Source organism: Bacillus sp. NP247 (assembly GCF_018966865.1).
Lineage (GTDB): Bacteria > Bacillota > Bacilli > Bacillales > Bacillaceae_G > Bacillus_A.
In genome coordinates this window covers 1,797,414-1,811,651 of sequence record NZ_CP076653.1, presented here as the reverse complement: position 1 = coordinate 1,811,651, position 14,238 = coordinate 1,797,414, and the positions used below count along the sequence as shown (strand labels likewise).

Below are 14,238 nucleotides of genomic sequence, written 5' to 3'. Positions count from 1 at the left end.
GAGAAAATGGAGCATATTCAAAATTCATTTACGAAATTAATGGAAAATAAAAACTTTAAAAATAGATATGAAGTCTTAAAGGCAGAAGTGATGGCGCACCCTCGTGTGAAAGAATTTATAGACGAACATAAAGGTGAAGTAACGACTTCTATGATTGAACGAAGTCTTGTGAAGTTATATGAATATATTGGACAAAGTGTAGGGTGTGCGGATTGTCCAGATTTAGGGTCATGTAAAAATATGCTACAAGGATATGAGCCGAAGCTCGTCATTCAAGGTAAGATGATTGATATTCAATACGATCGTTGTATTAGAAAAGTAGCATATGATGAGAGAAAGAAATATGAAAAACTCGTTCAAAGTGTATATATGCCAGTTGACATTTTGCAGGCAACTATGGAGAATTTAGACCCTTCAGATTTAGATGCACGTATTGATGCAATAGGTGCAACGAATGAATTTTTAAACACATACGAACCAGGTAAAAAAGCACAAGGTTTATATTTGTACGGTAAATTTGGTGTAGGGAAAACGTATCTTTTAGGGGCAATTGCAAATGAGCTTGCGCGAAAGAAAATTAGTTCGATGCTCGTATACTTCCCAGAATTTTTACGTGAAATCAAAAGTTCGATTCAAGATAATTCGATTAGCGGAAAGATTGATGCTGTCAAACGTGTACAAGTATTAATGTTAGATGATATCGGGGCAGAAGCGATGTCAAGTTTTGTACGTGATGATGTACTCGGTGCAATCTTGCAATTCCGTATGTTGGAAAACTTACCGACGTTCTTTACATCTAACTTTGATTTCAAACAGTTGGAACATCATTTAACGTATACACAGCGCGGTGAAGCAGAAGAGATGAAAGCGGCCCGTATTATGGAACGAATTAAATATTTAGCGAAGCCAATCCCAATTGGCGGGAAGAATCGTCGTAATAAGTAAAGAGCGAGCTGAGAAGCTTGCTCTTTTTTATCCCGCTATTGGCGGGCAGTAAGACTCCCACCTCAAAATTTGGCTGTAAAGCAAAGAAGTTAGGTGGGAGCCTTACTGCCCGTAAAAGCCCGATTGGTGCGGGCTAATAATCAGTGGAGGATGGACAAAACCTCCACTGATTAAAGTTTCACTTTATTTTAATCATTTTTTCAGAGTAGCTTGTATCATTTTTTTCTCCCTCCCTTAATATATATAAAATTAGCAAGCCATATCGAGTGGATGTTCTAACGATGGGAGATAGATTTCTACTAAGAGTGAACTTCCATAGATCGGACTCTTATAGGATTTGTAACGTATAGATGCAATCCTTTAGAGCGGGGATAAAAGGGGGGACAAAAGTGATTGAAATTTGCTTCGAAGAAAAAAATGATGCTGTGCACGTATACAGACAACTAACGAAAAGAACGGAATCCTTATATAAGGAAACAAGTGTATATTTAAACGAACAAAAGGTTATTATTCATATACCATTATGTGAATCGAATTATATTGAAAAGATTTTATTGCCAGTATTACTATATTTCATTATGAATGTGAAACAAAATGAATGGATTCATACCATTTTAAAGGAAAAGTTTTTTTATGAAGAACAAGAAGAGTGTCATCAAATATTGCATATGGCACATGAGATTTTAAAGGAAAGAAGAAAAGGAGTAGCTCGTGATTTAACACGCCAAAAATTTGAATCTTATATTGCGTCGTCTTTGAATGATTGGCTTTGTGATCCGCTCTCATTCTCATTTTCATCATACGTTCGTTTTCGTCTTCGTACATATAGGGAAATGGTAGGTGAGCTTGCTGAAGTTGCAATTGATGAGTATAAGATGGAGCAGGAATATCAGATGTTCATTGAGACACTTCGCCAACAAGTAAGGAGCCGGAAATCACGTTTGTCCTGTGTACATCTTGTTTTTGATGAAAGTTTTATTTTCTATGATGATAAAGGTAGACGTTTAAAACAGGAGAAATTGGTTCAATATATAGATGAAGAATTATTAAAGAAACAGGATGTATATATCGATACGAAAGTAATTGCACCACTTCTTTCTATTTCGCCGAAAAAGATTTATTTATATACGAAAGAACAAGATCATAATATGATTATTACTTTGCGAAATGTGTTTCAGGAACGAGTGCAACTACATGGATTACATGAATTTGAGCGCAACGTGAAAAATTTAAAAAATAAAGGTAACGCCCTTGATTTTCTAAGTTTTTGAGCATATAATTACCTACATAAATGAAATATATTGAAATGTCATGATGAGGACATGAGTAGTTTTCTACGATTTTCAGAGAGGGAAGCCTTAGGGTGTGAGCTTCCTAGTACGGGATTATTACTTACCACCTCTAAACTTTAGCAGTGAACGATTTTTCTAGTAATTGCTAACGGACAACACCGTTATGTTGAACTTGAGCAATTAACAATTATGTTAATTGGAACAAGGGTGGAACCACGAATTCAACACTCGTCCCTTTTTATGGGATGAGTGTTTTTTATTTTGAGAAAAAGAGGAGTGACCAGTGATGGCAGATGTAGTTAAAATTACTTTCCCTGATGGAGCTGTGAAGGAGTTTCCAAAAGGCGTAACAACTGAAGAAATCGCAGCTTCTATTAGCCCAGGCTTAAAGAAAAAAGCTGTGGCTGGAAAATTAAACAATGAGATGATCGATCTTGTTACACCAATCGAAGAAGATGGTGCAGTTTCTATTATTACATTAGATTCTGAAGATGGCTTATACATTCTACGCCATTCAACAGCCCACCTTTTAGCACAAGCGTTAAAACGTTTATATAAAGATGTTAAGCTTGAGCTTGGCATTGGCCCAGTAATCGAAAATGGCTTCTACTACGATATTGATATGGAAGAAGCAATTACAGTTGAAGACTTCAAGAAAATCGAAAAAGAAATGCAAAAAATTGTGAACGAGAACTTAGAAATCGTTCGTCATGAAGTACCGCGTGCAGAAGCACTTCGTCGCTTTGAAGAAATCGGCGATGAGTTAAAATTAGATTTAATTAATGATCTTCCAGAAGATGCAGTTATTTCAATTTACGAGCAAGGCGAATTCTTCGACCTTTGCCGTGGTGTTCACCTTCCATCTACAGGGAAAATTAAAGTGTTTAAATTATTAAGCGTTGCAGGGGCTTACTGGCGCGGCGATAGCAATAATAAAATGTTACAACGTATTTACGGTACTGCATTCGTTAAGAAAGCAGAATTAGATGAGCACTTACGTATGCTTGAAGAAGCGAAAGAGCGCGATCACCGTAAACTAGGTAAAGAGTTAAAACTATTTACTAATAGCCAAAAAGTAGGACAAGGTTTACCACTTTGGTTACCAAAAGGTGCAACAATTCGCCGTATTATCGAGCGTTACATCGTTGATAAAGAAGCAAGCTTAGGCTATGATCACGTATACACTCCAGTACTAGGAAGCAGAGAGCTTTATGAAACTTCTGGTCACTGGAACCATTACCGTGATGGCATGTTCCCATCAATGGAAATGGACAATGAAGAGTTAGTTCTTCGTCCAATGAACTGCCCTCACCATATGATGGTTTATAAAAATGATATTCACAGCTACCGTGAATTACCAATCCGTATTGCGGAACTTGGAACAATGCACCGCTATGAGATGTCTGGAGCATTATCTGGATTACAACGTGTACGCGGAATGACTTTAAACGATGCGCACATTTTCGTTCGTCCAGATCAAATTAAAGAAGAGTTAAAACGTGTTGTAAACTTAACTTTAGAAGTGTATAAAGATTTTGGTTTAGAAAACTATTCATTCCGTCTATCTTATCGTGACCCAGCAGATACTAAAAAGTATTATGCTGATGATGAGATGTGGGAAAAAGCACAAGGTATGTTAAAAGAAGCTATGGATGAAATGGGTCTTGATTACTATGAAGCTGAAGGTGAAGCGGCATTCTATGGTCCAAAACTTGACGTTCAAGTTCGTACTGCTCTTGGAAAAGACGAAACACTTTCAACTGTACAATTAGACTTCCTACTTCCAGAACGCTTTGAATTAGCTTACGTTGGTGAAGACGGTAAACAACATCGTCCAGTTGTAATTCACCGTGGTGTTGTATCAACTATGGAACGTTTCGTAGCCTTCTTAATTGAAGAATACAAAGGCGCATTCCCGACTTGGTTAGCTCCAGTTCAGGCGCAAGTAATTCCAGTTTCTCCGCAAGTACATTTAGACTATGCGAAGAAAGTACAAGATGAATTACGACGTGCTGGTATCCGTGTTGAATTAGACACTCGTGAAGAGAAAATTGGTTACAAAATCCGTGAAGCGCAAATGCAAAAGATTCCATACATGCTTGTAGTAGGTGACAATGAAGTTACTGAAAATGGCGTTAACGTACGTAAATATGGTGAACAAAAATCAGAAACAATCGCATTAGATGCGTTTGTTGACATGATTAAAGTAGAAGGAAAACGATAAGAAAGAGCCGCGGTATACCGCGGCTTTCTTATGTATTATAAAAAAGAAAATCTAGAAAAAATAACCAAGCAATACTTATCATAAAAAAGTATTGCAAGTATGCTAGTTGTTTGTTACAATATTTCTTGTTGTTAGTAAAACACATCGCGTCTTCTTGACAGACGTCATGTCCTATGATAAACTCATCAAGGATAATAGAATATGGTTTTGGAACAAGTAGAAGCACCCGCTTCTCACCTGATGGACGCATTCGCAGTTAGCAGGTAAATGTATTTCTTACTAGAGATATTACAAGTGTGGGTGCGTATGCCCGCACTTTTTTTGTTCGGGTTCTACAATTACAAAACGTATTCTAAGAAAACCTTGGAGGTGGCTTACTATTAGCAAGGATATGATGATTAACGAGCAAATTCGTGCACGTGAAGTACGCTTAGTTGGCGCAAACGGCGATCAACTTGGAATCAAGTCTCGTAATGACGCTTTAGACTTAGCTGCAAATCTTAATCTTGATTTAGTATTGGTTGCTCCAAATGCGAAACCACCAGTATGCCGCATTATGGACTACGGTAAATTCCGCTTTGAGCAACAGAAGAAAGAAAAAGAACAGCGCAAAAATCAAAAAGTAATTAGCATGAAAGAAGTTCGTTTAAGTCCAACAATTGATGAACATGACTTTAACACAAAACTTCGTAATGCTGTCAAGTTTTTAGAGAAAGGCGACAAGGTTAAAGCGTCAATTCGCTTTAAAGGACGTGCCATTACTCATAAAGAAATCGGTCAACGTGTTTTAGATCGCTTCTCAGAAGCTTGTGCTGAAGTTAGTACAATTGAATCTAAGCCTAAAATGGAAGGACGCAGTATGTTCTTAGTTTTAGCACCGAAAAACGATAAGTAATAGATAGAGGAGGAAATACCTATGCCTAAACAAAAAACTCATCGCGGCGCTGCAAAGCGTTTCAAAAAGACTGGATCTGGTAAACTGAAGCGTTCTCACGCTTACACAAGCCATTTATTCGCTAACAAATCTACAAAAGCTAAACGTAAACTACGTAAAGCTGGTGTAGTTAGCGCTGGTGACTTCAAACGCATTCGTCAAATGCTTGACAACTTAAAATAAGTTCGGCTGATATATAGAACAAACTAGGAGGTAATATTATGCCAAGAGTAAAAGGTGGTACAGTTACTCGTCAACGTCGTAAAAAAGTTATAAAATTAGCAAAAGGTTACTACGGTTCTAAGAGTACATTATTTAAGGTTGCTAACCAACAGGTTATGAAATCTCTAATGTATGCATTCCGTGACCGTCGTCAAAAGAAACGTGACTTCCGTAAATTATGGATTACACGTATCAACGCAGCAGCTCGTATGAATGGTCTTTCTTACAGCCGCTTAATGCACGGTTTAAAAAATGCTGGCATCGAAGTTAACCGCAAGATGCTTGCTGACTTAGCTGTTCATGACGAAAAAGCTTTCGCTGAATTAGCAACAGTTGCAAAAAACAACATTAACTAATTGTTTAAAACCTTAGAAGATCTTTCTTCTAAGGTTTTTTTATTTGTATTCATTATAACGATTCAATAACTTGTGAAATTTCCCGCTTAGTGTCATCACAATTAAATGAGTTATTTCTATCTAGTATATTAAGGTGTGCTTGTAAAAGCTTTTGTAACGATAACGAGGAGGCTTTTGCATGAAAGCAGGAAAGATTAACGGACGTGTCGTTATCGATATGACAAAATCAATATAAAAGCTATAGCGATATAAAAGAATGTATATATATAAAGTCAGGAGAATCCTCCTGACTTTTTTTATCCCGCTATTTGCGGGCAGTAAAACTCCCACCTCAAAATTCAGGTGGAGCAAAGAAGTTAGGTGGAAGCCCTGCTGCCTGTAAACGCCCGATTGGTGAGGGCTAATAATCAGTGGGGGATGAACAAAACCCCCACTGATTAAAGTTTCACTTTATTTGAACTCATTCGTGAGGAAGTGTACCTTTCCTAGTAGAAACGACACTGCTATAATGGAAAGATGATATGGAACTTTCATCAAGTGAACAATTTATGAGTGATGATTGAAACGTATTTGCAAATTAAGGACAAGCTATCTTTATAAAGATGTAGGTAGCTGACTTGTTAATTAGAAACGAAAAATAATAATGAACTTTGAGATGAAACAACATTGTTGCGGAAAATGCGATGTTGGAGGAGGATAATAGAATGGACTTACTACAACTATTTAAATTACAAAAAGAATTAGATGACCGTATTGTGAAAGAACATGACTTACAACCAAAGAAATTGTTAAAAGAAAAAATGTTAGCTCTTCTTGTAGAAATTGGAGAACTTGCAAATGAAACACGTTGTTTTAAATATTGGAGCAATAAACCAGCGTCAGAGCGTGAAGTAATATTAGAAGAATATGTAGATGGTTTACATTTTATTTTATCAATCGGAATCGATTTAGGAATTGATAAAAACTTCTTATTCTATAAATGTGCGCAAACGAATAAAACACAAGTGGAAATTTTCTTAGACACATATGCGAAAGTAATTCGTTTTACAGATCAACCTTCTATTACGAATTATATTGAACTATTTACAAGCTATCTTCGCCTTGGACAAGCGCTTGAATTTGAACAAGAAGAAATTGAAAAAGCATATTTAGATAAAAATGAAGTAAATCATCAGCGTCAAACACAAGGATACTAATTTAATTTTTGAATATTTCAATTTCCTTTTGTATAATAAAGTGACTGAAGAAAAAGGAGGGTGTTGGCAATGACAAAATTAGACGAGACATTGACAATGCTAAAAGAATTAACAGACGCACGCGGTATTGCGGGTAACGAGCGCGAACCACGTGAAGTAATGAAGAAATATATTGAGCCGTTTGCAGATGAACTTTCTACTGATAATTTAGGAAGTTTAGTTGCGAAAAAAGTTGGGGAAGAAAACGGCCCGAAAATTATGGTTGCAGGTCATTTAGATGAAGTTGGCTTTATGATTACGCAAATTGATGACAAAGGCTTCCTTCGTTTCCAAACGGTTGGTGGCTGGTGGTCGCAAGTTATGCTTGCACAGCGCGTGACAATTGTAACGCGTAAAGGAGATGTAACAGGTGTAATTGGTTCAAAACCACCGCACATCTTGCCTCCAGAAGCTCGTAAAAAGCCAGTTGATATTAAAGATATGTTCATCGATATTGGTGCTTCTAGCCAAGAAGAAGCAATGGAGTGGGGCGTAAGACCAGGAGATCAAGTTGTACCGTACTTTGAATTCCAAGTGATGAAGAATGAAAAAATGCTACTTGCAAAAGCATGGGATAACCGAATTGGTTGTGCAATTGCAATTGACGTATTAAAACAATTAAAAGATGAAAAGCATCCGAACGTTGTATACGGCGTTGGGACTGTACAAGAAGAAGTTGGTCTTCGTGGTGCGAAAACATCTGCAAACTACATTAAGCCAGATATCGCATTTGCAGTAGATGTAGGTATTGCTGGTGATACACCGGGTGTAACAGCCAAAGAAGCACAAAGTAAAATGGGCGATGGACCGCAGATCATTTTATATGATGCTTCTGTTATTGGTCATACAGGTTTACGTGATTTCGTTGTTGATGTTGCTGATGAATTACAAATTCCATATCAGTATGACTCTGTAGCAGGCGGGGGAACGGATGCAGGAGCAATTCACATTTCTGTAAATGGTATTCCGTCTATGGCAATTACGATTGCGACACGCTACATTCATTCTCATGCAGCGATGTTACATCGTGATGATTATGAAAACGCAGTGAAGTTAATTGTAGAAGTTATTAAACGTCTTGATAAAGAGGCTGTACATAACATTACATTTAATTAATAGAAAAAAGCGAAGGATAATTTCCTTCGCTTTTTCCATTTTTAAAACGGTCTTTCCAATCCTGCTGCAGTATGGGCTCCTAAAATAATTAAGCGAGTTAATTGCATTGCCATGAAATGCGGGGTATAAATCATGCCTCTTTTTAACCATGACATAATCATTCCGATATGAGCCCCTGTAACATAACTAATAAGAATGTCACGAGGAACCATGAGTTCTTCATCATCAGGCTGTGAAATAGATAAGCTTAATGTTAAATGTGTTTGGACTGTTTTCATCATTTTATAAGAGTAATTTCCAGCGGCTTTATCACCAAGCATAACGTTATAGAAGTTCACATTTTCTGCTATATGTTCAAATAGAGCTAAAAAGGTTGGATGTGGTGAGTCAAATGTGAGCTGAAAATCTTCTTTATTTCGTTTTTGTGGTTTAATTACTTCAGCTAGTTTTTCTAACATTTCTTCTATGCTTTTTTCTAATAAATCATATTTATCATGGTAATGGCTATAAAATGTAGCACGATTTACAGGAGCACGTTCCGCGATATGTTGCACAGTTACATTTTCAAAGCCCTTTTCGCCTACTAAAGCGACAAAAGCATCCTGTATGAGTTGTCTCGTTCGTTTTACACGTGGATCACTTGTATTTTTAATAGACATTTTTACTTCACCTCGTTTAATTTTTTTAACTTAAACAACACATGTATAGTGTCATGTTGTTTAAACAACATATAGGTTTAAATTGTTGGTTGTAGATTCGGGATAATTATTTATAATTATAAACGATAGTCCTTTAGAAATCAGCACCGCTAGGATGCAGACAAAGCATAGTTTGTGTCGTAAAAGGTGTGCTTTTTTTGTTTAAAGGTTAATATAATTAACAATTAAACAATATAAACAATAAGGATGTAAATAGTTTAGAAAAAAATTATATGCGATATAAGGAGAGGAATGCAATGAATCAGTTTCGAAGAATGGTAATTATCAACATTATCACATTAATTGTATTAGTTGGCGGCGGTATTGGCGGTTATTACTATTACAATCAAACAGAAAACTATTTAAAAACAGAAAATGCAAAGATTGACGGGAAAGTAATCCCAATTGCATCACCAGCAGCAGGTAAATTAACAGACTGGAAAGCTGAAGTCGGAAAAAACTACAATGAGAACGATAAATTAGGTGCGGTTACTGTAGCAGGAGCAAATGGTGAGCAAACAGTAGATGTAACAATTCCGCAAAATGCAACAGTTGTACAATCAAACGCAACAACAAATGCGTTCGTTGGAGCAGGAAGTCCAATTGCTTACGCATTTGATATGAACAATTTATGGGTAACAGCAAATATTGAAGAAACAAATATTGATGATGTTCAAAAAGGCCAAACAGTAGATGTGTATGTAGATGCATATCCAGATACAACATTGACAGGAAAAGTGGAACAAGTTGGATTAACAACAGCGAATACATTCTCGATGTTACCATCAAGTAACGCAACAGCGAACTATACGAAAGTAAAGCAAGTTGTACCAGTTAAAATTTCTTTAGATCATAGTAAATCAGTAAATATTGTTCCTGGAATGAATGTGTCAGTTCGTATTCATAAGTAAGGGGGAGATGAGATGTCCTCAATTGCAATTGTAGGATATGCACTATTTTGTATAATCGTCTTCTTCCTTGTAAATCGTCTTTTACGAAAGAAAAAAACGAATGTGGGAGAAGAACAAGTCCCAGCCGTAAGTAAGATAGAAGTAAGTCAAGCAGAAACAGTAGAGAAAGAACTTGAACAAAAACAAGAAACAGAAGCTTCTAACGTAGTGGAATTAGAAACAGGGAAGCAAGAGCAAGTAAAACAGGAAAAAGAAATGCTGAAGAGACAATTGCCGGTAGAGAATGTGAATGTAAAAGCAGTTGTAGCTGTATTAATTCTTGGTATGTTCGTTTCTATTTTAAACCAAACGATCATTAATGTTGCACTGCCTCCATTAATGAACGAATTTAACGTATCAACTTCAACAGCACAATGGTTAATTACAGGCTTCATGCTTGTAAACGGAATTTTAGTACCGATTAGTGCATTTTTAGTTTCACGGTTTACGTATCGTAAATTATTCATAGCAGCAATGTTATTCTTCACTGTAGGATCTATCATTTGTGCTACATCAGGAAACTTCACAATGATGATGACGGGCCGCGTTATTCAAGCGGTTGGTGCAGGTATTTTAATGCCAGTTGGTATGAATATCTTCATGACATTATTCCCTCCTAATAAGCGCGGAGCAGCTATGGGACTACTTGGGGTAGCGATGATTTTAGCACCAGCTATCGGACCAACTGTAACAGGTTGGGTAATTGAAAACTATAGCTGGAACTTAATGTTCTATGGGATGTTTGTTGTTGGTTTAATTATTACGTTCTTATCTTTAAAATTCTTTACACTAGCTCAGCCAGTGTCTAAAACAAAGTTAGATGTATTCGGTGTTATTAGTTCAAGTATTGGACTAGGTAGCTTACTGTACGGATTTAGTGAGGCTGGAAATAATGGCTGGACTAGTGCAGAAGTTGTTATAACACTTATCATCGGTGTCATTGGTTTAGCTGTATTTATTTGGAGAGAGTTAACAACGGACAATAAAATGCTTGATTTACAAGTATTTAAATATCCAACGTTCACTTTCACATTAGTAATTAACGCAATCGTAACGATGGCATTATTCGGAGGTATGTTATTACTTCCAGTATACTTGCAAAACATTCGCGGTTTTACACCGATGGAATCAGGTTTATTATTACTTCCAGGATCATTAATTATGGGGATTATGGGACCAGTTGCAGGTAAACTATTTGATAAGTATGGTATTCGTCCGTTAGCAATTGTTGGATTAGCCATTACAACATTTGCGACATATAAATTTACAACGTTATCGATGGATACACCTTATAGCGTTATTATGACGGATTATATTATACGCTCAATTGGTATGTCATTCATTATGATGCCAATTATGACAGCTGGTATGAACGCGTTACCGATGAAATTAATTTCTCACGGTACAGCAACGCAAAATACGTCAAGGCAAGTAGCTGGTTCAATTGGAACAGCAATATTAATTACACTTATGACGCAACAAACTACTGCTCACGTAGCAGATTACGGCAATATGTTAACAACGTCAAACCCAATTTTAGTTGATAAAGTACACGGTATGGGCCAAAGCTTAGCGGCATTAGCCGGGTCAGTTCAAGCTGGAGATGCGATGAGCACGCAACTATTATTCGGACAAATTTCAAAGCTATCTGCAATTAACGGTATTAACGATGCCTTCTTAATTGCAACAATATTAGCCGGTATTGCTTGGGTGTTATCGTTCTTCTTACCATCAGGCAATAAACGAAATAAAAAAGCAGGGAATTAATTTCCCTGCTTTTTTATTTAGTTAGATATAAAAGGTGATAAGCAGTCAAAGAGCAAAATCCCGTTATAAACAAGATTATCCCCATAGAACGAATATGTGTGAATTGTCTCCCGCTTACAATAGCTAATAGTCCGGCTAAAGGGAAGAAGCTCCAATATAAAGTTCCTGAAATTGGGAGCATCCGCTCTAAATCTATTCCATAGCCTATACAAATGATAGGAACAACGATAAGCAATATACTAATCAATCCCGCTATAAAGGTAAGTAATTTTCGGTATTTAATTCCGGCAGCAATTAAAAAAATGCCAACGATGACTTCACATAGCATCAAAGTAGGGCCTAAGATAATCCAAACTAACAATCCGGTAACTTCCATGTGTAATAACTCCTTAACGAATGAAATATGAATCAGGCATAGACATGAGCTGATAACAAATAGCTGCGAACAGTCCTACCGAGAAAATAATGAATCCCATATTACGTATACTTTTAATTTTTGAACGTGCCCCATTAATCCCTGCTAATAAACCAGCTAGAGAGAAAAGCATCCAATATAGAACCGCTGGAATATGAAGAACATCCTCTCCGTTTATACCTTTGTTCAAAAAAATAAAAGGTATTATAACGAATGAGCAGCAAATAATCCCCATTAAAATAGCAAGGAATTTACGATGAATAATTCCGGTTACCACTAAAAAAATACCACCAGCAATTCCGCACAACATGAGAAGTGGCATGAAAAGCATCCAAATAATACTGAACATATGTAAACTCCTTTTATGTTAATTAAGTAATATTTTACTACATGAGGTTTATTTTGGATATTATTAATGAATGTGAATAATTTGATAGAAATGAGTAGTAAAGATACGAATGATCGAAAAGTGTTAAGAGAAGAAGAGTTTGAAGTTGTTATAAAAGAATGAAAGAGGTATCGGGATGATACCTCTTTTTTACGTTGAAAAGGCGATTATATTAGTCAAAATATGTAATAGTATAGCTGGAATAATAGATTTAGTTTGTTTGTACAATAAACAAGCAAATATTCCCGTCATAAATGCGCTAACCATAATTCCCACAGAGTACGTATGAGCAATCCCGAAAATTAAACTTGAGAGAATTACAGCTGGCCAAAAGGTAAACTTCTCTTCGAAAAAACGAAGAAGAATACCTCTGCATACAAGCTCTTCAAAAATAGGTGCAAAAATCCCACCAGCTAGAAGTAAGAGAAGTGGATAGTGCTCTAGTGTTGAAAGTTGCAATGCATCAGACTGTTCTTGTACGGATGAAGGGAATAATTTATCTAATACAAACATATCTACAAACAAGGTGAGTACATAATAAATGAGAACATAGATGTACATCTGAAAAGATTTTAAAACTCGAAAATCAAATATAGGTAATACTAGTTCTTTCAGTGGTTTATATTTCATGATATATACGATTAGTAAAAGTAGGGCAACTAATTCATAACTTACATTTTTTATAGATTCAAGCAAAGGTTTATTTGTATCTGGGTTAATGTATCCATATAACTCAATAGGTAAAAATGTAAAGAGTATATTTATTAATGAGAGACACGGAAAGAGAATGAATAAAACTCCAAGAAATTGTAACCATGACATGGAGTTTTTCTGTTCGTGTGGAATCTGTGCAGCGGGTTGCATATGTTCAAATCACCTCTTTATATTTATATATAAAATTATAGTTGATTTGAATTTGGAATGTTACGTTTAAATATTACATACAAGATTAAAATTTGAAATATTTCGTGTCTTTTTAGGGGAAAATAATAAAAGAGGTATCACTCTGTAGTGATGCCTCTTTCTCATTGGTAACTATGTTCTGTTTTGTTATTCGATTTCGATTGCTCTATTTGCAATTCACGCTCTACCAATCGATCTAACTGCTGCATTGCTTTTAGTGCTTTTTCATAAGAAATCGTTCTATAATGGTGTGCTCCGCCTGGTTCTTCATCGGCTTCATCGGCCCACTTAATAACGTTTTGTAGAGGTGTTCTTTCAAGCGTTTGTTCTAGTAGGAAAGAATCAGTGTGCAGAAGAATTGCAACAGAAATTTCTTTTGCTAGTTTCGGGTGTTCCCCTAATCTAATAAGCAATTTATGAGCTCTTTCCGCTCCTTTAATCGCATGTATATCATTCTTTTTATACAAGTCATAGTCCCATTCTCCCTCACTGTACCATGTGTGATGTCCGATATCATGAAGGAAACCAGCCTTTGTCGCAGCATCGACTGAGGCGTGATGCTTTTTAGCTAAGTGAAACGCATGGTAAGCGACAGCAATCGCGTGGACCATTCCAGAACGGTTTACATATTTTTGTGTAATGTGATGTTTAAAAATTTGTTCAAGCGTAATACGGTGCATAAAACATTCACTCCTTTTATCCATTGATGTATATGAAGAAAATCAATCGGTTTAAATGTATTTTGAACATTGTACTCCATCAATTAGCTTTTAGTAAAGTAGAAATGTTTAGG

15 protein-coding genes and 2 other annotated features are annotated in these 14,238 nt (G+C 36.2%); of the genes, 10 read left to right on the top strand and 5 right to left on the bottom strand.

All coding sequences use genetic code 11. From position 1 onward, the window contains the following. Positions 1 to 6: 6 nt before the first annotated feature. The 8 genes from dnaI (at position 7) to KPL75_RS09485 (ending at position 8,324) form a co-directional block, all read left to right on the top strand. The gene (gene dnaI, locus KPL75_RS09520) at positions 7 to 945 is read left to right on the top strand and encodes a primosomal protein DnaI (protein ID WP_002015473.1); all 939 of its coding nucleotides are present in this window, start codon (positions 7 to 9) and stop codon (positions 943 to 945) included. A gap of 389 nt (positions 946 to 1,334) precedes the next feature. Continuing rightward, positions 1,335 to 2,216 carry a putative sporulation protein YtxC gene (ytxC, locus tag KPL75_RS09515; RefSeq protein WP_219920482.1) on the top strand — a complete coding sequence of 294 codons (882 nt, stop codon included), beginning with the start codon at positions 1,335 to 1,337 and terminating at the stop codon, positions 2,214 to 2,216. Positions 2,217 to 2,247: 31 nt separating this feature from the next. Beyond that, positions 2,248 to 2,476 (top strand) — a binding site (T-box leader). Positions 2,477 to 2,523: 47 nt separating this feature from the next. After that, positions 2,524 to 4,461 (top strand): threonine--tRNA ligase, encoded by a 1,938-nt coding sequence (gene thrS / locus KPL75_RS09510; RefSeq protein WP_219920479.1) that lies wholly within the window; start codon positions 2,524 to 2,526, stop codon positions 4,459 to 4,461. A 208-nt stretch (positions 4,462 to 4,669) separates the two neighbouring features. Further along, positions 4,670 to 4,789 (top strand) — a sequence feature (ribosomal protein L20 leader region). A gap of 63 nt (positions 4,790 to 4,852) precedes the next feature. Next, the gene (infC, locus tag KPL75_RS09505) at positions 4,853 to 5,356 is read left to right on the top strand and encodes a translation initiation factor IF-3 (protein ID WP_205685964.1); all 504 of its coding nucleotides are present in this window, start codon (positions 4,853 to 4,855) and stop codon (positions 5,354 to 5,356) included. Positions 5,357 to 5,377: 21 nt separating this feature from the next. Then, entirely contained in the window at positions 5,378 to 5,578 is a 201-nt protein-coding gene (gene rpmI / locus KPL75_RS09500; protein ID WP_001125945.1) for a 50S ribosomal protein L35, read from the top strand. A 38-nt stretch (positions 5,579 to 5,616) separates the two neighbouring features. Beyond that, the gene (gene rplT, locus KPL75_RS09495) at positions 5,617 to 5,973 is read left to right on the top strand and encodes a 50S ribosomal protein L20 (RefSeq protein ID WP_001138364.1); all 357 of its coding nucleotides are present in this window, start codon (positions 5,617 to 5,619) and stop codon (positions 5,971 to 5,973) included. 704 nt (positions 5,974 to 6,677) lie between these two features. Continuing rightward, a complete protein-coding gene (locus KPL75_RS09490; RefSeq protein WP_000365057.1) occupies positions 6,678 to 7,169 on the top strand; it encodes a dUTP diphosphatase in 492 nt (163 codons plus the stop codon). A 69-nt stretch (positions 7,170 to 7,238) separates the two neighbouring features. Beyond that, positions 7,239 to 8,324 carry a M42 family metallopeptidase gene (locus KPL75_RS09485; protein WP_002122951.1) on the top strand — a complete coding sequence of 362 codons (1,086 nt, stop codon included), beginning with the start codon at positions 7,239 to 7,241 and terminating at the stop codon, positions 8,322 to 8,324. A 41-nt stretch (positions 8,325 to 8,365) separates the two neighbouring features. Here the strand turns inward: KPL75_RS09485 and KPL75_RS09480 are convergent, their stop codons facing one another. Then, positions 8,366 to 8,983, bottom strand: a complete 618-nt coding sequence (locus KPL75_RS09480; protein WP_219920477.1) for a TetR/AcrR family transcriptional regulator — start codon at positions 8,981 to 8,983, stop codon at positions 8,366 to 8,368. Between the two features lie 296 nt (positions 8,984 to 9,279). On the opposite strand from KPL75_RS09480, the gene KPL75_RS09475 reads away from it, so the two are divergent. Both KPL75_RS09475 and KPL75_RS09470 read left to right on the top strand, forming a co-directional pair. Then, the gene (locus KPL75_RS09475; protein ID WP_002145447.1) at positions 9,280 to 9,933 is read left to right on the top strand and encodes an HlyD family secretion protein; all 654 of its coding nucleotides are present in this window, start codon (positions 9,280 to 9,282) and stop codon (positions 9,931 to 9,933) included. A gap of 12 nt (positions 9,934 to 9,945) precedes the next feature. After that, complete coding sequence (locus KPL75_RS09470) at positions 9,946 to 11,739, top strand: DHA2 family efflux MFS transporter permease subunit (protein WP_219920476.1); 1,794 nt, start codon at positions 9,946 to 9,948, stop codon at positions 11,737 to 11,739. 13 nt (positions 11,740 to 11,752) lie between these two features. On the opposite strand, the gene KPL75_RS09465 is transcribed toward KPL75_RS09470, so the two are convergent. The 4 genes from KPL75_RS09465 to KPL75_RS09450 all read right to left on the bottom strand — a co-directional run bounded on the left by KPL75_RS09465 (position 11,753) and on the right by KPL75_RS09450 (position 14,125). After that, the gene (locus KPL75_RS09465) at positions 11,753 to 12,115 is read right to left on the bottom strand and encodes an ammonia permease (RefSeq protein WP_219920474.1); all 363 of its coding nucleotides are present in this window, start codon (positions 12,113 to 12,115) and stop codon (positions 11,753 to 11,755) included. A gap of 13 nt (positions 12,116 to 12,128) precedes the next feature. Beyond that, a complete protein-coding gene (locus KPL75_RS09460) occupies positions 12,129 to 12,503 on the bottom strand; it encodes an ammonia permease (RefSeq protein WP_219920471.1) in 375 nt (124 codons plus the stop codon). A gap of 189 nt (positions 12,504 to 12,692) precedes the next feature. Continuing rightward, on the bottom strand, positions 12,693 to 13,406 hold the full coding sequence (locus KPL75_RS09455; protein WP_219920469.1) for a CPBP family intramembrane glutamic endopeptidase: 714 nt from the start codon (positions 13,404 to 13,406) through the stop codon (positions 12,693 to 12,695). Positions 13,407 to 13,567: 161 nt separating this feature from the next. After that, a complete protein-coding gene (locus KPL75_RS09450; protein WP_128280774.1) occupies positions 13,568 to 14,125 on the bottom strand; it encodes an HD domain-containing protein in 558 nt (185 codons plus the stop codon). Positions 14,126 to 14,238 lie beyond the last annotated feature (113 nt).